At 69.8% G+C, this 18,871-nt stretch carries 18 protein-coding genes, 2 tRNA genes and 1 pseudogene; 9 read left to right on the top strand and 12 right to left on the bottom strand.

Translation table 11 applies throughout. The features are described 5' to 3' along the window. The 7 genes and pseudogenes from ABZ260_RS08585 to ABZ260_RS08555 form a co-directional block, all read right to left on the bottom strand. Positions 1–313: pseudogene (locus tag ABZ260_RS08585) on the bottom strand (arsenical-resistance protein); the annotation flags it as partial. Positions 314–333: 20 nt separating this feature from the next. Beyond that, positions 334–675 carry a metalloregulator ArsR/SmtB family transcription factor gene (locus ABZ260_RS08580; RefSeq protein ID WP_355614478.1) on the bottom strand — a complete coding sequence of 114 codons (342 nt, stop codon included), beginning with the start codon at positions 673–675 and terminating at the stop codon, positions 334–336. A gap of 90 nt (positions 676–765) precedes the next feature. Continuing rightward, the gene (locus ABZ260_RS08575) at positions 766–1,419 is read right to left on the bottom strand and encodes an arsenate reductase ArsC (protein ID WP_355614475.1); all 654 of its coding nucleotides are present in this window, start codon (positions 1,417–1,419) and stop codon (positions 766–768) included. A gap of 230 nt (positions 1,420–1,649) precedes the next feature. Further along, positions 1,650–1,997 carry a DUF3703 domain-containing protein gene (locus ABZ260_RS08570; RefSeq protein WP_355614472.1) on the bottom strand — a complete coding sequence of 116 codons (348 nt, stop codon included), beginning with the start codon at positions 1,995–1,997 and terminating at the stop codon, positions 1,650–1,652. A 63-nt stretch (positions 1,998–2,060) separates the two neighbouring features. Beyond that, positions 2,061–4,067, bottom strand: a complete 2,007-nt coding sequence (locus ABZ260_RS08565) for a cation-translocating P-type ATPase (protein ID WP_355614469.1) — start codon at positions 4,065–4,067, stop codon at positions 2,061–2,063. Beyond that, entirely contained in the window at positions 4,064–4,444 is a 381-nt protein-coding gene (locus ABZ260_RS08560) for a metalloregulator ArsR/SmtB family transcription factor (RefSeq protein WP_355614467.1), read from the bottom strand. The genes ABZ260_RS08565 and ABZ260_RS08560 overlap by 4 nt, the downstream gene beginning before the upstream one ends. 166 nt (positions 4,445–4,610) lie before the next feature. After that, positions 4,611–5,396: a sulfite exporter TauE/SafE family protein gene (locus ABZ260_RS08555; protein WP_355614465.1), complete on the bottom strand. Its 786-nt coding sequence runs from the start codon at positions 5,394–5,396 to the stop codon at positions 4,611–4,613. Positions 5,397–5,707: 311 nt separating this feature from the next. On the opposite strand from ABZ260_RS08555, the gene ABZ260_RS08550 reads away from it, so the two are divergent. The 3 genes from ABZ260_RS08550 (at position 5,708) to ABZ260_RS08540 (ending at position 9,506) form a co-directional block, all read left to right on the top strand. Next, positions 5,708–7,501, top strand: coding sequence for a glycosyltransferase (locus ABZ260_RS08550; RefSeq protein ID WP_355614462.1), 1,794 nt, complete (start codon positions 5,708–5,710; stop codon positions 7,499–7,501). A 200-nt stretch (positions 7,502–7,701) separates the two neighbouring features. Next, entirely contained in the window at positions 7,702–8,610 is a 909-nt protein-coding gene (locus ABZ260_RS08545) for a glycosyltransferase (RefSeq protein ID WP_355614459.1), read from the top strand. Between the two features lie 701 nt (positions 8,611–9,311). Then, positions 9,312–9,506, top strand: a complete 195-nt coding sequence (locus ABZ260_RS08540; RefSeq protein WP_355614455.1) for a hypothetical protein — start codon at positions 9,312–9,314, stop codon at positions 9,504–9,506. 191 nt (positions 9,507–9,697) lie between these two features. Here ABZ260_RS08540 and ABZ260_RS08535 read toward each other — a convergent pair whose 3' ends face one another. Continuing rightward, a complete protein-coding gene (locus tag ABZ260_RS08535) occupies positions 9,698–10,216 on the bottom strand; it encodes a cysteine dioxygenase family protein (RefSeq protein ID WP_355614452.1) in 519 nt (172 codons plus the stop codon). Between the two features lie 115 nt (positions 10,217–10,331). After that, positions 10,332–11,252 (bottom strand): amidohydrolase, encoded by a 921-nt coding sequence (locus tag ABZ260_RS08530; protein WP_355614449.1) that lies wholly within the window; start codon positions 11,250–11,252, stop codon positions 10,332–10,334. A 236-nt stretch (positions 11,253–11,488) separates the two neighbouring features. Between ABZ260_RS08530 and ABZ260_RS08525 the strand changes: the two genes are divergently transcribed. Beyond that, complete coding sequence (locus tag ABZ260_RS08525; RefSeq protein WP_355614446.1) at positions 11,489–12,442, top strand: LacI family DNA-binding transcriptional regulator; 954 nt, start codon at positions 11,489–11,491, stop codon at positions 12,440–12,442. Between the two features lie 11 nt (positions 12,443–12,453). On the opposite strand, the gene ABZ260_RS08520 is transcribed toward ABZ260_RS08525, so the two are convergent. Both ABZ260_RS08520 and ABZ260_RS08515 read right to left on the bottom strand, forming a co-directional pair. Beyond that, on the bottom strand, positions 12,454–13,875 hold the full coding sequence (locus ABZ260_RS08520; RefSeq protein ID WP_355614443.1) for an aromatic amino acid lyase: 1,422 nt from the start codon (positions 13,873–13,875) through the stop codon (positions 12,454–12,456). Between the two features lie 4 nt (positions 13,876–13,879). Then, the gene (locus ABZ260_RS08515) at positions 13,880–14,260 is read right to left on the bottom strand and encodes a phage holin family protein (protein ID WP_355614440.1); all 381 of its coding nucleotides are present in this window, start codon (positions 14,258–14,260) and stop codon (positions 13,880–13,882) included. Between the two features lie 786 nt (positions 14,261–15,046). Between ABZ260_RS08515 and ABZ260_RS08510 the strand changes: the two genes are divergently transcribed. From ABZ260_RS08510 to ABZ260_RS08495, 4 genes are all read left to right on the top strand, one after another. Beyond that, positions 15,047–16,051 (top strand): NADP-dependent oxidoreductase, encoded by a 1,005-nt coding sequence (locus tag ABZ260_RS08510; protein WP_355614484.1) that lies wholly within the window; start codon positions 15,047–15,049, stop codon positions 16,049–16,051. Between the two features lie 61 nt (positions 16,052–16,112). After that, positions 16,113–16,397 (top strand): hypothetical protein, encoded by a 285-nt coding sequence (locus tag ABZ260_RS08505; protein ID WP_355569441.1) that lies wholly within the window; start codon positions 16,113–16,115, stop codon positions 16,395–16,397. Positions 16,398–16,457: 60 nt separating this feature from the next. Further along, complete coding sequence (locus tag ABZ260_RS08500; RefSeq protein ID WP_355614437.1) at positions 16,458–16,853, top strand: OsmC family protein; 396 nt, start codon at positions 16,458–16,460, stop codon at positions 16,851–16,853. A gap of 586 nt (positions 16,854–17,439) precedes the next feature. Further along, positions 17,440–17,513, top strand: a tRNA-Lys gene (locus tag ABZ260_RS08495). Between the two features lie 94 nt (positions 17,514–17,607). Here the strand turns inward: ABZ260_RS08495 and ABZ260_RS08490 are convergent. Beyond that, positions 17,608–17,684: transfer RNA gene (locus tag ABZ260_RS08490), tRNA-Lys, on the bottom strand. A gap of 145 nt (positions 17,685–17,829) precedes the next feature. Here ABZ260_RS08490 and ABZ260_RS08485 point away from each other — a divergent pair. Further along, the gene (locus ABZ260_RS08485) at positions 17,830–18,840 is read left to right on the top strand and encodes a sigma-70 family RNA polymerase sigma factor (RefSeq protein WP_355614434.1); all 1,011 of its coding nucleotides are present in this window, start codon (positions 17,830–17,832) and stop codon (positions 18,838–18,840) included. The last annotated feature ends 31 nt before the right edge of the window (positions 18,841–18,871 follow it).

Below are 18,871 nucleotides of genomic sequence, written 5' to 3'. Positions count from 1 at the left end.
TGAGCACCAGGGAGGCGATGAGCAGGCGGCGGTCGCCGGTGACGGCGCCCAGGCGGTCGTAGCGGATCTTGGCCAGCACCGGATACATCATCAGCAGCAGGCCCAGCGCGATCGGCAGCGAGATCTCGCCGATCTTGACCGCCTCCAGCGCGGAGTTCAGTCCGGGCACCAGGCGCCCCAGCAGCAGCCCGCCGGCCATCGCCAGCCCGATCCAGACGGGCAGGAAGCGGTCCAGGACCGACAAGGCGCCGATCACGCCCGGCTGACTCGCCGGGGCGGGCGCGGGGGCGCGGCTGGACGGTGAGGATGACATGGGTTTTCCTTCGCGGTCGGTCAGGCCGTGGCCGGGACATCGATCAGGGCCGACAGCTCACCGAGGGTCTCGGGGACCAGCCGGTAGTACACCCAGGAGGCACGCCGCTCCGAAACCAGCAGCCCGACCTCTTTGAGCACCTTCAGGTGATGGCTGATGGTGGGCTGGGAGAGGTCGAAGGCGGCGGTGATGTCGCACACACACGCCTCTCCGCCGCCGTGGCTGGCCACGATCGACACGATCCGCAGCCGCACCGGGTCGCCCAAGGCCTTGAACACCCGCGCCACGGCGGCGGCCTGCCCGGCGTTCAGCGGCTCACGCGTCAGCGGCGAACTGCACCCCAGAAGTTCCAGCGGCTCCACCGGACCCCCTCTCTTTGCATAGAAGTCTGTCGAAGTAGGCCTTCACCTATATTGACATACATCTATTCATGCTCGGTGTGGCGGGGACGCTCATCGGGTGGCGGGCACGTCGAGGTCGGCCAGCAGGGCGCGCACCCGCCGCTCGATCTCCTCACGGATCGGACGCACCTCCTCGACGCTCTTGCCCGCCGGGTCCTCCAGCTCCCAGTCCAGGTAGCGCTTGCCGGGAAAGATCGGGCAGGCGTCCCCGCAGCCCATGGTGACCACGACGTCGGCGGCCCGGACGATCTCCTCGGTCCACGGCTTGGGAAACTCCCGGGAGATGTCGATGCCGGCCTCGGCCATCGAGGCGATCGCGGACGGGTTGACCTCGACGGTGAACTCCGAGCCGCCGGACCAGGCGACCGCGTGCTCACCGGCCAGATGCTGGAAGAAGCCCAGCGCCATCTGGGAGCGGCCGGCGTTGTGCACGCACAAGAACAGCACGATCGGCCGCCCGTCGCTTTTGCCCTCGACGCGGGCCAGGGCGTGCAGGCGCTGGCGGGTGAACCGCTCGGCCAGCAGTGGCAGGAAGTTGGCCACGACGGCGCGGGTGGCGAACTGGTCGTAGCTGGTGTGCAGGAACCGCTCGATCGTCTCGACCGAGAAGGTGCCGGTGAACTCCTCGCCCAGCCGGCGGGCCGCGGTGGCCAGGGCCAGTTGCTGGTCGATGGTCAGGTCGTCGCGCTTGTCGGTGCTGGTCATCAGTTGCTCCCGGAGCGTCCGCCACCTGTATCGATGGAAGTCTAATTTGATAGATTCCGATATTGACATGCATCGATACAAGGGGGAACGAACAGCAGGTGAACAACCGATGTGATCTGGGAATCGGGACCCGGTAATCCCACAGCCGCGGACTGGGGCAAAGGAGCCGGGACGCAGCGGTGTCAGCCCAGGCCTTGGGATGGTTACGGCAGCGGGGCGAAAGGGTGTTTTCAGGTCGCGAGTGAGGCGGCCAGGTCAGCAGGTACGGTCATGGGCTGAGTGAGACCGACCCGGACGTGGCCGGTGTTGCCCTCCAGATAGCGGCCCAGCGCCGAGCCGGGCGCCGCCACGATGATCCGCACCACCTGGCCGAACGCTTCGCGCCGGTCGCGCCGGCGCACCGCCAAGGCGAGCATCGCCACATGAGTGCGGGTGTGTGGCCACGGCCAGGGCTGAGACAAGATGTGCGCGCGCTCCAGATGTCGCCGGCGGGCCTTGGCATCGGTGGTGGTGCGGGCGGCGCGCATCTCGGTCAGGTGGGCGGCCCGCACGGCGGCGGTCATCCGGCGGCGGTTCACAGAATGTCCCTCCGGTTGGTGTGGCAGTAGCCGTCGGCATGGTCTGCGGCGGGGCGGCAGGGCTCAGCGCGGGCGGGCCGGATCACGCAGCAGGCGGGCGGAGTTGGCCAGGATGCCCAGGTCGGGCAGCGATTGGGCGGCGGCCGCGAGCATCATCGGCAGCAGGCCGAACGCGGCCAGGGACAGGCCGAGCGCGTTGTAGCCGGCGGTGAAGCCGATGTTGAGCCGGATCACTCGGGCGGTGCGGCGGGCCAGGCGAACCGCCTGAGGGACCAGCATCCAATCCTCGCGCATCAGTGCGATGTGCGCGGCCTCGATGGCGATGTCACTACCGGCGGCGCCCATCGCGATGCCGACGTCCGCCTGGGCGAGGGCGGGGGCGTCGTTGACGCCGTCGCCCACCATCACCACCCGGTGCCCGGCCGCCTGGTAGCGGCGCACGATGGCGATCTTGTCCTCGGGTAGCAAATCGGCCTGGAAGGCGATGCCCAACTGGTCGGCCACGGCGGCGGCGGTCGGGGTGTGGTCGCCGGTGAGCAGCTCGACCCGGGTCAGGCCCAGACCTCGTAGCTCGGCCAGGGCGGCGGGAATCTCCGGGCGCAGCGTGTCGGCGGCCGCGAGCACGCCCAGCAGGTGGTCGTCGGCGGTAACCAGGAGCAGGGTCTTGCCCGCCTCGGCCAGCGCCCGCACCTGAGGATGATCGGCGGCCTCGGCGACCAGGCGCAGCCCGCCCACCGCGACCGTGCGGCCCTGTACGGTGGCGCGGACGCCCCGGCCGGGCAGGGCCGCGAAGTCGGCGGGCTCGCCCAGCACCGCCCCGCGTTCGTGGGCGGCGGCGCGCACGGCTTCGGCCAGTGGGTGCTCGGAGTAGCGTTCGGCGGTGGCGGCCAGAGCCAGCAGGTCGGCCTCGGTGCCGCCGCCCAGGGGAAGGACGTCGGTGATGCGGGGCCGACCCAGGGTCAGCGTGCCGGTCTTGTCGATCAGCAGTACGTCTGCCTTGGCCAGGGCTTCCAGATAGCGGCCACCCTTGATGAGCAGCCCGCCTCTGGCGGCGGCGCCGACCGAGGCCAGCACGGCGACCGGGGTGGCCATCGCGAAGGAGCAGGAGCAGGCGACGACCAGCACGGCGGCGGTGGCCAGCACGTCGCGGCTGAGGATGAAGGTCAGGGCGGCGACAGCCAGCACCACGGGCAGGTAGTAGGCGGAGAACCGGTCGGCGATGCGCTGAACGGGGGCCCGGCTGGTTTCGGCCTGCTCCACCAGCGTGACCACCTTGCCGAAGGTCGAGTGCTCGCCGGCCGCGCTGGTGCGCACGCGCAGGCTGCCCAGGGCGGCGAAGGAGGCGGCGTAGACGGTGGCGCCGGGGCCCGCCTCGACGGGCATCGGCTCGCCGGTGATGGCGGCCTGGTCGACGGTGGCCCTCCCGGCGATCACCACGCCGTCGACCGGGATCTGCTCACCCGGCCGCACGACCACCACATCATTGGGCCGTACCTGCTCGATCGCGACCTCGACCTCGGTGCCCTCGCGCTCGATGCGCGCGGTGGCCGGGGCGAGCGCGGCCAGTTCGCGCACGGCTTTGCGGGCGCGTTCGGTGGTGAAGCGTTCCGCGTAGGAGGCGGTGTGCATGAACAGCACCACCACCGCGGCGACCGGCCACTCGCCCACGATGAGCGCGGCGGCCACGCCGACCGTCATCAGCGTGTGCGAGGTGACCTTGCGCCGCCAGGCCGCCCGCGCCACCCCGGCGAAGATCGGAAAGCCGCCGATCAGCACCACCGCCAGCCCGATCGGGTAGGGCACCTGGTCGGTGAGCGTCTCGAACAGGCCCAGCCACTCCCCGGCGACCACGACCAGCAGCACCAGACCCACCACGACGGCGAACAGGGTGAGCACCGGGCGGGCGAACGCCAGCCGGGACGCGCTACCTGGGGCGGCCGCCGGGACCGTGCAGCCGTCATCGCAGCACCCGCCGCTCACCTCGGGCAGCGTCAACGGCTCGCGCCCCGGCTTGGTCTCAGCGACGGGCGCCGAAGATGCGGCGTCGGATCGGCCGGTACGGGCGCTCACGCCGGCACCTGGCCCGCATCGCCGCGGGCGGGCAGTGCGTAGGCCGGGCACAGGGCGACGGCCTGGTCGGTCGCCTCCAGCAGCTGCTCGGCCGTACGCAGCAGGTCCAGCAGGTCGGGGGTCGCGATGAAGTAGAACGACTGGCGTCCCTCGGCCCGGTAGTCCACCAGCCGGCAATCGCGCAGGCAGGCCAGGTGTTTGGAGGCCGTCGACTGCGCCAGGCCCAGCTCGCGGGTCAGGTCCACCACCCGGGCCTCGCCGCGTGCCAGCCGCTGCACGATCGACAATCGCACCGGGTCGGCAAGTGAGTGAAACAGCGCGGCCGCCGGGGCCAGCCCGTCCACCGGAGTCATTCCACAATCAGAATCAATCGTCATATCGTGATGATATTAAATATTTGTGATCCGTCAATAGAGGGGTGGCCCGGCCACCATCGCCAGGGCGCTGATGGGGCCGGCGAGCAGGCTGCCACCGCCGATACCAGCCAGATGACCCCGTCAGGGGCCGCGCCGACCGCCGATCCGGCAGGCGGGGCGGGGCGGGTCAGGCCAGAGCCTGGACGGCGTACATGCCGGCCACGGCGATGGCCAGGCCCCCCAGCAGCAGCCGCAGACCAGTCTCGGGCAGGCGAGGCTGTAGGTGCGCCCCCACATATCCGCCGATCAGCCCGCCCAGGCCGCACACCAGCCCCAGCGCCCACTCCGGCGCGATGTCGCCGGAGGTGGTCAACGACAAGACGGCGTAGGTGAGCGCCCCGGCGATCGAGGTCACGAACGTGGAGGCCAGCGCGGCGGGCGCGACGACGGCGACCGGAAGCCCCCGCCCCGCGAGGATCGGCCCGAGCAGGGAGCCGCCGCCGATGCCGTACATGCCGCCCACCGCACCCACTATCACCGCGAGCAGGCCGATGGCGCGACGCGACGGCGGGGACGCGGCGGCCGGGCCGCGTGGCGGGCGCAGCGTGCGCGCACACAGCCACACCCCGAGCGGGAAGAGCAGACAGGCGACCAGGAGGCGGAACACCTGGGGGCCGGGGAGCACGAAGATCCGCAGCAGCGCGCCGACGACGACGCCGGGCAGGGTGCCCAGGACGAGCAGGCGCGTCAGCGGGCCGCCCAGATGGCCGCGCCGCCGGTAGCGCAGCAGCGCGCCGGGGCCGGCCACCACGTTGAACAGCAGGTTGGTGGGCGTCACCGCAGGGTTCGGCACACTCAGCACGCTGAGCTGGAAGGGAAGCAGGAACACCGCGCCGGACACCCCGACCGGTGTGGTCACCACCGCGATCAACAGCCCTGCGGTGAACCCGAGCAGCCCCTGCCACCAGCTCACTGGTGCACCATCCTCTTGTCGGTAGTTGAGAGACTGCCGATGCACCCGAGGTGCCGCCGGGTCACCGCCCGGCTTGCTCGACCGGTTGAGGTCCAGCGTGAGTTCCGCGGGATCCGGCGGTTACCCGGGGTGTGCCGACCGTCTACAGGCGGCGGGGCCGCGCCCCGCCTGCCATGCACGAGCGCATCGGAAAGACCCAAGAGACCCACACGTAGCGCGCCAGTCAGACCGTGGAGATATTCGCGCCTTGGTCTCGGGGGCGGGTGTCTTCTCTGACATCCGGCCAGTATGACCTACCTATTGGGTAGGTTTTGTGGCCACCTTCTCCCGCCCTGGACCTGCCCGACGACCTCCTGTCCGCCTTTCCCGCCCACCGCAGCGAGATCCGCATCGGCTACGCGCGCCTCTCCGCCGGCTCGCAGAACATCAAGCGCCAGACCGACGCCCTGACCACCACCGGATGCCGACACGTGTTCGCCGACAAGAAGTCCGGCAAGACCGCCGAGCGGCCCGAGCTGAAGGCCTGCCACGGCTTCCTGACCGCCGGCGACACCCTGGTGCTGCCGTCCCTGGACCGCTACGGCCGCTCCCTGCACGACCTGATCCCCATGGTCGGCGAGTTGCGCCGCCGCGAGATCGGCTTCACCTCGCTGTACGAAAGCCTCGACACCACCCGGGCGGCTGGCTGGTCTTCCACCTATGTCGGCCTCGATGTGGCCGCGATGGACTACAACGCCGCGGCAGCCGCCTACGCGCACGGCAGGAGCGGCATGGACGAGCAACCCGCTCCCTTTCATCCTTCCTACGAGGATCGCGGGCCCAGCGCACCGGACCGCATGTTCACCGCCGTGGCACCCGTGACGACCCAGCACCTGATCAGCGCCTGGAATGAGTACCTGACCGGCCACCGCAGCGCCCGTCCCGCCGTCGTTCATCTGCACCACCTGAGCCACCTGCAGATCGCGGTCCGTAGCGCCTACCAAGGCATCCCGGTCATCACGACCTTCCATGGCACCGATCTCAAGCTCCTCGATCAGGCCCAGCAGATCACCCGGTTCGCCGACCGCCTCGGCGTATCACTCAGCACCCTGGGTGATGCCTGTCATGACAATGACCCCGAACGGAAGCGGATGGTTCTGGACCGGCTCCTTCGGGACGCTGACCTCACCGAGGAGGAGCTCGCGCACGTCCACACGAAGGACTGGAGGTTGTGGCAGTACGCCGATCTGTGGAGCAGGCAGATGCACTGGTACGCCCGCAATGCCGGCCGGATCGCCGTGGTCTCCGACAGTGACCGCGTCGAGGTGAATCGCCTGCTGGACATTCCGGAGGACGACATCACGGTGGTACCCAACGGCGTGGACACCACACGCTTCGTGCCGCAGCACCTCGATGACAACCAGCGCCTGGCGCGGCTGCGCCGCTGGCTGGTCGACGACCCACGTGGATGGGCGCCCGGTCAGGAACCCGCCAGCATCCGCTACACCGCGAGCGATCTCGGCAGGATGGTCGACGCGAGTGGAGCACTGCGGCCCGTGTTGCTGTGGATCGGCCGGTTCCAGCAGGTCAAACGGCTCAACGTCCTGCTTGAAGCGTTCACCGAGATCCTGAAGACCGCAGACCCGGCGCCTGTCCTGCTGCTGTGGGGCGGTTACCCAGGCGAAGCGGAAGGCGAGCACCCGCTGACCGCAGCTCGACGTCTCGGAATCGACGATCACGTCTACTTCATCGGCTGGCGCGACCATGACGAGCTTCCCGACGGTCTCAACTGCGCCGATCTCATGGTCGCCCCCGCCGTCAACGAGAGCTTCGGCATGGTCTACATCGAGGCCGCCGCCTGCGGCACGCCGCCGATCGCGACGAACACGGGAGGTCCAGCGGGCATCATCACCGGTTGCGGCAGTCGTGCCGGCGGCTGGCTCGTGAAGCCCGACAACGTCACCGATCTGGTCGAGACTCTTTCCGCGGCCCTGGCTGACCCCGCGGAGCGAGCCCGGCGGGCGGCCAACGCGGCGCGGCACATACACCGCTCCTACAGCTGGGCTGCCGTGGCCGACCGCTACCAGCGGTTGTACGAGGAAGCCGCGCACGGCAGACGCGGGTGAGCACCACGGGAGCCGCTCCTACCGTGCCACTCGGATTTACGTTAACGACAAGCGATCTGAACATGGCTACAAAGCAACAGCCCAGTTAGAAGGCGCTGTACGATCACGCTGGCATGGCCTTCCAGCCTTCCAGCCTTCGAGGCGGCCGGCGGCGACATGCCTGTCCTTCGCCCGGTTCCCCGCTGATGAGAGAGGTACGCATGCCGTACGAGGACCACGGGGCTCTCATCTCGCCCGCGAATGTGAGAATCGGAGTGGTCATCCTCACGATGGGCGACCGGCCGGCCGAACTCACCGCGCTCCTGGACTCCGTCGAGGCGCAATCCGGGCCGACGATGCGGACCGTGGTCGTCGGCAACGGCACCCGGCTGGGGCGACTGCCTGCAGGAGTCGAGGGCCTGGAACTGCCGGAGAATCGGGGAATCTCCGGCGGACGCAACGCCGCGCTCGCCGTTCTCCGCGACCATGGGGACATCGACGTCGTCATGTATCTGGATGACGACGGGCTCCTGCCGCGTTCCGACACCGCCGACACGATTCGCCGCCTGTTCGCTCACAGCTCCGACTTGGGCATCGTCAGTTTCCGCATTGCGGATGAGACCGGCTATACGCAGCGCCGCCACGTTCCCCGGCTCCGTACCGGTCAACCGCTGCGTGCCTCGGAGGTCACCACGTTCCTCGGCGGCGGAAACGCCATCCGCATGGCGGTGGTGGACGATATCGGTACCTGGCCGGAGTCGTTCTTCTACGCGCACGAGGAAACCGACGTGGCGTGGCGGGCGCTGGACGCGGGCTGGCGCATCGAATACCGCCCCGAGCTGGTGTTGCAGCACCCTCGGACCTCTCCGACACGCCATGCCGTGTACTTCCGTATGGTCGCCCGCAACCGCGTCTGGCTGGCCAGACGCCACCTGCCCGCAGCTCTGATACCGATCTACCTTGCCACTTGGACCGTGATTACCGTCGTCCGCAGACCTCCTTTGGCCGGGCTCCGAGCGTGGGGCAGCGGGTTCATCGAAGGGTGTACCACATCGTGTGGAAATCGCCGCCCGATGCGGTGGAGCACGGTCTGGCGCATGGCACGCTTGGGACGTCCGCCGCTGATTTGAGGAGTTCCGGCCGAGGCGGCAAGGACGGTCGGCCGATACCGGTGTCAACGGCGTATCCGGAAAGCTCTGCGAACGGACCCGTAAGGCCCGCTTATGCCGCTCACGGAGCGTCTCTTTCTTTGTCCCCTGTACGAACCATGAGCTATTGATCCACTCTTATGCGGCTTCCGTACCGAGGTAGCCTCGGGGACCATCTGGGCCGGGATCCTGTGCTCGGGTTCAGGCAAGAGCCAGGACGGCAGGAGGAACGGCTGCTCGGCTTGCTGAGCTGACAGGTCCCCGCAGGTTATTGAGCAAGTCTGACCCTTGGCCGTTGTGCAGACCTGCGTGATACACCTGCTGCGCGTCCCCTTCAGCTACGTCGCCCGCCGGCACAGGGACGCCAGGGCCAAGGCGCTACGGCCATCTACACCACACCGATCGAGACTACGGAGGATCAGCAGCCAAGTAATGCAGCATGACGTGTGTCACCCGGTTTGACATCTACTGCCCGAGTGCCACGGAAGGTTTTTCTTTACCCGCGCTTCTTGATCGCCTTATGATCTGAGGTGCTTTGTCCATGAGACAAGCTGCGTGCGCTATACAGGCGAGTACGCGGGCCGTGTTCCCCACGGGTCGAAACCAGTTCACCCAGGTGATCTATGCCCTGACCGGCGTTGGTTCAGGGCTCTGGGTGATCAAGGTCGAGCGAAGGGGAACATGTGAGCGAGGCCACTCATCGAGCGCTTTTGGTCATCATCGCGGTGCTCGTCGGTGTGATCATCAGTTTGATCGCGGGTATTTTGTCGACCGCGGGAGGGGCCGTGGTCTCCTCGGCCATCCTGCTGGGTGGCGCCGCTTTCGCAGGTGCCGTGACACTTCTACTTGCGATCTTTTACGCACTCAAGCTGCTGTGACAAACGCCTGAGCCACTGTAGGGCGACCAGGTACCGGCCGGAATCTAACATGCTCCGCAATGCCCCCCACGGGTCCGCGTGAAATGGGGCGCTCTGCTTTCGGTGCCGAACTTGATCAAACCCTTTTTGATCAAGTTCGGCACCCGTCCAAGGCCGTCTCCCTGCCGAATCTCCGCCCGAGCCGTTCGTGCTCAGGCGACCTCGACCATCTGCTCGATGTCGTCCAGCGGGCGCAGCTCGTCGGCGTAGCTGACCGAGACGCGGCGCATCACGCCGCTGTCGCTGATCGAGTACTGGCCCAGGCGCCAGAGCGGCGGCGAGTAGGCGTGGATCGAGACGCTGCCGTGCACCGCGCCGTTCAGCCGGTGGATGTGGTCGGGGCCGAAGGAGAAGGACTCACCCTCGGAGATCATGGTCTCCAGGTGCTCGCCGCCGATCCGGGGGTTGCACTCCAGAAGCGTCCCGGCCACCACCCGGACCGCGCCGGAGGAGGTGTCGTGGTCGTGCCAGCCGGTGTCGTCCTCGGGCCGCCAGCACAGCAGCCAGATGTCGACGTGGGAGTCACGGTAGAGGGAGGCGTAGTGGCGGCCCCCCTCCTCGGGGAACTCGACCTGCTCCTCCCACCGGGAGGGGTCGGCGGCCAGCTCGTTGACCAGGTCGAGCAGCTCGCGCCGGTCGAGGGCGCGGGCGGGCAGGGCCTCGTAGCTCATGAGGACTCACCGCCGGACGGCTTGGAGCCGTGGCTGTTCACTCGCCTGGCGATCTCGCCGTTCGGGGCCGTCGTCGCCGGGAGCGCACAGCTCTCACGGCCCTGGGACTGGTTCACTAACGCGACTCCTTTCGATTCAGCAGACGGTTGGGATTGGTGACCGCGATGGCGTGCCAAGCGGCGTCGCCGAGCCCCGGGTCCGGGGCGGCGGCATAGGGCTGGTCGGAACCGCTGACCACGACGTCGACGCCGAGCTCGCGGATGATCGCGTCGATGGCGCGCGGGCCGTAGGAGGAGGTCTCCAGGAAGATGTCGGGGTCGACCTGCCCCCGGCCCTCCCCGCCGCGGTTGGCCAGGCGCTCGGAGTGGAGCGGGGCCAGCCCGGCGAGCAGCGAGAAGCAGACCCGCAGGCGGGGATGGCGGGCCCGGCCGAAGGCGGCGAAGGCGTACCAGGCGGCGTGCATCTGCTGCACGTACGGCACGACGGCGGGCCACCAGCCGGGCACCCCGGCCCCCTCGGGTTCCTCGGCCTCGGGGGCGGGGCCGGGGTGCACGAAGAGCGGCAGGTCGCGCTCGGTGAGCGCGTCGAGCAGCGGGGCGACCCTGGCCAGGCCCGCGGCGTCGCGCACGGCGGTCGCGGGCAGCTGGAGCCCGGCGAACCTCCGCCCCGCATACCGGGTGTCGAGGCTGCCGGCGAGCCTGTCCGGATCGATCTCGCTGAGGCAGGTCGCCGCCCAGGCGCCGAACGGCACGGGCAGGGCGAGGGCGTCCTCGTGGTAGGCGTCGATGATCGGCCAGGCGTCCTCGGGCGGCAGCGACTCGATGCCGAGCGGGCTGGACAGCGACACCAGGGCCAGGGCGAGGTCCGAGTTCAGCGCGAGGCGCGCGGCGAGGTCGTGGTCCGCGGGGTTGACCTCGTAGGGGGGCTCGCCGTCCGTGTGGAGGGTCCAGCCGTCGAGGCGAGGGGCGGCCGTGCGGCGCCTGAGCGCGTCGACGAACGCGGGCGTCCACAGATGCTGGTGAACGTCGACGGTCACAACCGTCCTCCTCCCGGACTATCGAGGTATTCCCTACCTACAATATAGGTAACTGCCCTCACCATGGTACATCCAACAGTGACACGGTTCAGTGAACCGTTTCAGTGAACCGTTTCACCTACTATTGTGTCAATACCTCCGGAAAGATGTGATCCGCCCTGGAGCGCGCTCCCAGAGGTCCTGAGGAATAGGCTGGTCCGATGCCCCAGCCTCGGAAACGAGCGACCATACGTGAGGTGGCGAAGGCCACCGGCCTGTCACCCGCCGCCGTCTCGTACGCGCTGCGCGGCATGCAGGTCTCGGAGGAGACCATCGAGCGGGTGCGCCAGGCCGCGGCCGAGCTCGGCTACGAGGCCGATCCCATCGCCCGCGCGCTGGCCAGCGGCAGAACCGGCATGATCGGCCTGCTCTGCGGCTCGCTGGAGGATCTCTGGCAGCAGGCGCTGGCCGTCGGTATCGGCCGCGCGCTCAAGGACAACGACCGCTACGCCCTGATCCTGGACGCCGCGGGTGACCCCGCCAGGGAGCACACGCTCGCCAGGCAGCTCCGCGACCAGCGGGTGGACGCGTTGATCGTGCAGCCGGTCGACCCCGCGGCACCGCTCTGGGCCGAGCTGTGCGAGGGGTTGCCGGTGGTGTCGATCGGTGACGCGCTGGCCGGAGCGCGCGCCGCGGGCGAGGTCGTCTTCGACAACAGGGCCGGGGTGACCCTGGCCCTGGAACACCTGCGCGAGCGGGGGCACCGGCGCCTGGCCGTCCTCACCTCGACCAGGGCCAGCACCCCCGACAGACCCGCCGACGTGCACGTCATGGCCGAGGCCGGGCGGCTGGATCTGGACATCGAGCTGGTCACCGCCCCGCAGTCGCCGGCGTCCGCCACCAGGGTCGCCGGCGAGATGCTCGACGCCGGGCACCGGGCGTTCTTCTGCTTCGCCGACTCGATCGCCTACGGCGTCTACGCGGCTTCGGCCGAACGGGGGCTGGCCATCCCGTCGGAGGTGTCGGTGATGGGCTACGACGACCACCCCATGTCGGGTCTGCTCACCCCCGGGCTGACCACCGTCGACTGGGACATCGACGGCATCGTCCGCGCCGCCGTCCGGATGGTGGTGGCCGCCGCCGACGGCAACCCGCGCCGCCGCCGCATCGTCCAGGCCCCCCAGCTCCACGAGCGCGGCTCGGTCGGCTGACCGGCGGGGAGTCAGCGAACGGCGAGGCCGGGCAGGAGCCCGCGTGCCACGTCGAGGTCGGCGTCCAGCGGGCGGTCGTCCAGCGCGGGATCGAGGGGCAGGTCGCAGGGGACGCCGCGCAGGCGCAGGGTCCGTACGGAGGCCACCAGCTCGCAGGCCAGGACGATCTCCAGCGGCTCGACGGCGGCGAGCGCGGAGCGGGCCGCCTGCGGGGTGAAGCTCGCGTGGTCCTCGGTCCCCAGGGAGAGCACGGCGCCGCCCAGGGTGACGGGGGCGGCCAGATGGCGCAGCTCGGCCAGGGCGGAGTGCGCGACGTATTCGAGGATCATCACCCCGGAGCCGCCGGGGCGCTCGGCGAGGAAGGGGAGCAGCCCCGTGTGGGCTGGGTCGTTCAGGGTGGTGAGCCTGGCGGCGCTCACCGTCGCGGTCTGCACGAGCGCGGCCCGCAGGGCGTCGAGGGCGAGCGCGACCCGCGCCGAGTGGAAGTTGCCGTTGTGCCAGGCCCGGCCGTCGGCGATCAACGGGTTCTCCGGGGCCGCGTTCATCTCCTCGGCGACGGTCCGCTCCGCGTGGCGAAGAGCGTCGAGGGTGGCCCCGTGGACCTGCGGGAAGGCGCGGTAGCCGTACGGGTCCTGCACGCGGCGCGGGCTGGTGGCGCCGACCAGGTCGCGCAGCTCGGCCGCGACCGAGGTCTGCTCGGGGCCGCGCTGCACGACGGGGGAGAGCGGTTCCAGCGAGGCCTCGACGGCCAGGAAGGAGCGGGCCGCGACCGCGGTGGCGGCGGACAGCAGGACTCCCAGGCGATGGCAGGCCAGTGCCGCGTCCGCCAGGGTCGCCGCACCCGAGCTGATGAAAGGCAGCGCGTCACCGGCGGCGAGCGCGAACCGGGGTACGGGCTCGTCGGCCCGCGTTCCGGCGGGGGGCCCGGTCTGTGCGCCCTCGGTTCGTGCGCCCTCGGTCTGTGCGCTCCTGGAGGGAGGTCTCCAGGCAAGCTCGCCCACCAGGCAGAGCGCGGTGGTGGCCAGGGCGGTGAGGTCGCCGGTGCCGATGGCGCCGTAGGTGCGGATAGGCGGGGTCAGGCCCCGGTTGACGGCGGCGGCGAGTACCGGCAGGAGTGCGGGGTCGACCCCCGAGCCGCCGGCGAGCAGTTGGTTGAGGCGGACGACGAGGGTGGCGCGGGCACGGAACTCCTCGATCCGCGATCCCGCGCCGCCCGCGTGGCTGCGGAGCAGGCCGAGACCGGCGGCCTCGGTCTCCACGTCCTTGTTGGCGCCCACACCGGTGGTCCGGCCGTACACCGGCCCTTCGAGCAGGGCGGCCGTCCGCCATGCCGCCCGCGCGCGGGCCGTGGAGCCCAGCGCGACCCCGGAGCCGTGAGCCGCCCGATCGACCTGCTCGCAGGTCAGGTGGGCGCCGTCAAGGAGGACGACCATCGGCTCAGTCGCCGACGATCGCGTCGAGGATCAGGTCGAGGATCCAGCTGACCAGGCCGATGACGATCGCGCCCCAGAACGCGGGCCAGAAGCCCTCCACGTGGAAGGGCAGGCTGAGCTCCTTGGCGATCCAGCTGGTCAGCATGAGCAGCCCGGCGTTGACGACCAGGGCGAACAGGCCCAGCGTGAGGATGTAGAAGGCGCAGCCGAGCGTCTTGATGATGGGCTTGAGAACGGTGTTGACGATCCCGAACACCAGGGCGACGGCGAGGAGCGTGCCGATCTCCTTGACGGGGGTCTGCGCGGACACCGTGATGCCGTCCACGAGCCGGGTCGCCGCCCACAGGGCGGCGGCCACCACCAGTATTTTGATGATTATCTTCACGTTTAGGCATCCTCGCATGGATGGTCGGGCGGGCGGCAGATCTACCGCCCGAAGCGGATATATACGGACACTAGACACTTTGCTGGTCGGCTGAGCGCCTGCTGATCCGATCGATACCGAGCGCCACGGGCACGGTGGTCATGGCGCCCGGGGCGGCGGGCCGCGTCCCGGCTTCCGTGCAAAGTTTCGCATCCATGACCAGATGCGGTCACGAAAGTGGCGAGATCCTGTCAGGTGCGTCGCCGTCTCGCGAGGAGGACCGCTACCGGATGGGAAAGTCCCAGATGAGAAGCGCGAACCGCCGAGGGGGGCCTCATCATGTCGGACGACCGACCATCCAGCGGCCGATCAGGAGATCAGTCCACCGGAGGCGGGACGGAACCCGGAAGCCGGCCCGTCCCCAAGCCGGGCCCGAGGCCCGGTCCCGCCCCTAAACCCGGCCCGGCTCCCAAACCCGGCCCCGGCCCCGTCCCCAAGCCTGGCCCCGGGGCCGGCCCAGGTTCGGCTCCCAAGCCCGGCCCCGTCCCCAAGCCAGGCCCCAAGCCCGATCCCGGATCCAGCCCCGGCCCGGCTCCCAAACCCGGTCCCGTTCCCAAGCCAGGCCCCAAACCCGGCCCCGGCCCCGTCCCCAAGCCAGGCCCCAGACCCGGCCCCGCTCCCGGAGCCGGGACCGGGGGCGGATCCGGAGCCGTGCCGGAGACGGGAGCCGGGACGAGGGCCGGGGGTGGCACCGGCGCCGGGACCGCCGCCGTGAACGGGACGTCGGCGCGTGCCGCCGGCCGTACGGTGTCGCGGGAGATCCGGCTGGCGTCGCGGCCCTCGGGCTGGCCGGTCCCGGAGAACTTCGAGCTGGCCGAGGTCGAGTCGCCCCCTCCAGGGGAGGGGGAGATCGGCGTCCGCAACCTCTTCATGAGCGTCGACCCGTACATGCGGGGACGTATGAACGACGCCGAGTCCTACACCCCGCCCTTCCGGATCGGCGCCCCCCTCGACGGCGGGGCCGTCGGCGAGGTCGTCGTGTCGCGCTCGCCGGACCTCGCCCCCGGGGACATCGTCACCCACGGGTACGGCTGGCGCGAGTACGCCGTGCTCGACGCGAGGCAGGCCCGCAAGGTCGAGGAGGTCCCGGGCGTCCCGCTCTCCGCCTACCTCGGAGCGCTGGGCATGACCGGCCTCACCGCGTACGTGGGCCTGCTCGACATCGCGCGATTCAAGGAGGGCGAGGCGGTGTTCGTGTCCGGCGCGGCCGGGTCCGTGGGCAGCCTGGCCGGGCAGATCGCCCGGCTGAAGGGCGCCTCGCGCGTGGTGGGCAGCGCCGGGTCGCCGGAGAAGGTCGCGTACCTGATCCGCGATCTCGGCTTCGACGCCGCCTTCAACTACCGCGACGGCCGGATCGGTGAGCAGCTCGCCGAGGCGGCCCCCGGCGGGATCGACGTCTACTTCGACAACGTCGGCGGTGACCACCTGCAGGCGGCCATCGACGAGCTGAGGACGTACGGCAGGGTCGCGATGTGCGGCGCGATCTCGGTCTACAACGCCACCGAGCCGGTACCGGGCCCGAACAACCTCTTCCTGGCCGTGGGGAAACGGCTCACCCTGCGCGGATTCATCGTCTCCGACCACCAGGCGCGACTGCCCGACATGGTCGCCGAGGTGGGCACCTGGCTCCGTGAGGGCAGACTGGTCTCGATGGAGACCGTCGTCGACGGCCTGGAGAACGCCCCGCGGGCGTTCATCGACATGCTCCGCGGCGCGAACACCGGAAAAATGCTGGTCAGGCTGGTGCGCTGACTGCGCGTACCGTCGATTGCGCATGATGGTCACAATCTCGGGGCAGAAGGGGCGTGAGGGGGTGGGTCTGTTGGAAACGGATGAGCTTGAGTCGCTATCGGCCCAGGAACTGCATGATCGCGCGGTCCACTACGCCGTGCATCACGGAGATCTCGGCTTTCTGTGGGAGTTGCTCTCCTTGATCCCGGCGGCGGAGGCGTCATCGGGGCACGAGGACGAGACGACCAACGACCTCAGCCGGATCTCGGCCCTGCTCAGTGACGCCATGGTCTCGGGTCACGGGGAGCTGGGTGACGCGCTGCGCCCGTTCTACATCGAATACCTGTCCAAACATCCCGATGCCTGAGACGGCCGTCCTCCCTCTGTAGGGTGATCCTCAGATCGAGGAAGGCCGGGGAGGAGCGTCATGGCGCAGGTGAGGGTGGAGCGGACCGAGGACGGGTTCGTGGCACGCAACGACCGCGGAGCCGAGGTCGCCATGGGCAGTGGCGACGAGCAGGGGACTTTCACCCCGGTCGAACTGCTGCTCGCGGCGCTCGGCGGCTGCAACATCGTCACCGTGGAGCCGCTGACGGCCCAGCGTGGCCACCGCATGGTCCGCCTGGCGATGACCGTTCAGGCGGAGAAGATCGAGGCGAGCAGGCTGGGGCCGATCACCATCAGCTACGACGTGGAGCTGCCCGAGGGCGACGACAAGGCCGCCGAGGTGCTCCGCGCGGTGGCCCACCGCGTCGAGGAGAGGTACTGCACGGTGAGCCGGGCACTGCGGGAGGAGACCGAGGTCGGCCTCGAACTCCCCTGACCCAGGCCCGAGGTGGCCGATCGGCTCCCGGTCCGAGCCCGAAGCAGGCCGATCTACCTCCGGGAAGCCGGATTTTCGGGTATCCGGCGGGGGTTGACGGAGGCTTCGGTGATACCGGGTCAAGGTTGGGTGTAGGCGCAAAATCAACCTTTGGATGACGCGCCCGTTACATTTAGCCAGGTAGTGTTGTTGCAGGTCAAGGGGTCTGCGAAGCCCGGGGGGAGCGTTGCAGAGACTTTTCACCGGAAAAAGGACGCGAGGGGGATCGCGTTCCTGAGCGGAGCCGCCGGAGTCTTGGGGGAGACGATGGCAAAGCCCGCGAGGAGATCGGGGTCGGACAGTTGGGGGACTGTCCGGCCCCGAGTCTATTCCGGAGCAGGACGGCCGCCGGAGTCTTGGGGAAGACGATGGCGAAGCCCGCGAGAAGATCGGGGCCGGACGGTTGAGGGACTGTCCGGCCCCGAGTCTGTGTACGGGGCCGGACAGCCGAGAACGGCCCGGCCCCGATCTTCTCGCGGGGAGCCGGGCGGCGGTCAACCGAGGTGCGATCGCGCCGGAGCTGCTGCTAGAGTTACCCCCGTTGCAAGCGCCGCTAGCTCAGTTGGTTAGAGCAGCTGACTCTTAATCAGCGGGTCCGGGGTTCGAGTCCCTGGCGGCGCACTTGCGGGAAGCCCAGGCCGGCATCGCCGGCCTGGGCTTTCTTCGTTTGCCGGCCAACCTGACGACGAGCCCTCCGGCCACCTGGAATGTTCGTTGGAGGGCCTCGCTGACCGGGCTCGAACCGGCGCCCACCTGGATGAAGAGCCAGGCGTTCTACCTCTGGACCAGAAGGCGGGGAGACACATGATCCCTGTGAAGGCGGTGAGTTCCCGGTCTGGTTCTCAGGGGTGGATTGTCGGCTGCGATCACACCACTCCACCTTGGTTTTCCTGCCATACCCTGGCTCCGGTGGGCCCAGAACGGGGGATCAGCGCGGATGAATCACGGCTGGACGGACAGGTCCACCACGGCGGAACTCCTGGTCGCGGCCCAGGCCGGTGACGGCGACGCCTTCGGACGTCTGGTCGGACCGCTGCGGGATCAGCTGCACGCGCACTGCTACCTGATGCTGGGGTCCGTCCATGACGCCGAGGACGCCGTACAGGAGACCCTGGTCCGGGCTTGGAACAGCCTGGAGCGGTTCGAGGACCGGGGGTCGATCCGGCCGTGGCTGTACCGGATCGCGACCAACAGGTGCCTGACCTTGATCGAGCGCAGGGGGCGCCGCGAGCTTCCCACCGATCTGAGCCCGGAAGGCGCGCCGTCGGTCGAGGCGATGTGGCTCGAACCCTACCCCGACCACCGGCTGAGCTGGACGGCGGAGCTGAGCCCGGAGGCTCGAGTGGTGGTTCTGGAGAGCGTGGAGCTCGCGTTCGTCGCCTCGCTGCAGCACCTGTCGGCCCTGCAGCGAGCTGTCCTGCTGCTGCGCGACGTCCTCGGGTTCGCGGCCCGCGAGGTCGCCGACCTGCTGGACACCACGGTCGCGGCGGTCAACAGCGCGCTGCAACGGGCCAGAAAGGTCCTCGACGGCCTGCTTCCGGCGGCCACCCAGCGGGCAACCCTGGACGCGATGGGCGAGACGACGCGGCGGGAAGTGGCCCGGCGGTACGCGGCCGCGTGGGAGGCCGGGGACATCGAGGCCGTCGTGGCGATGCTGACGGACGACGCGAGGTACTCGATGCCACCGTTGACGGCCTGGTACGAGGGCCACGACGGCATCCGGACGTTCCTGGCCGAGGCGATGTCGGGCCGGCGGTGGCGCTTCCTGCCGACGCGGGCGAACGGGCAGCTCGCGTTCGGCACCTACCTGTGGGACGAGGACAGGGGCGTTCACGTCGCGGCGGGCCTGGACCTTCTCGTCCTGAACGGTACGAGGGTCGCCGAGGTGGTCGCCTTCCTGGACGCGGAGTTTCCGGCGTTCGGCCTCCCGGCGGAGCTGCCCGGCTGACCGGTTTCAGCCGATTGGCTGAGGGCGATCC

Source organism: Streptosporangium sp. NPDC006013, assembly GCF_040614275.1.
In the GTDB taxonomy this organism is placed as follows: Bacteria; Actinomycetota; Actinomycetes; order Streptosporangiales; family Streptosporangiaceae; genus Streptosporangium.
Note: the sequence above shows the minus strand (reverse complement) of the source record. Positions and strands in the feature narration are given on the sequence as shown.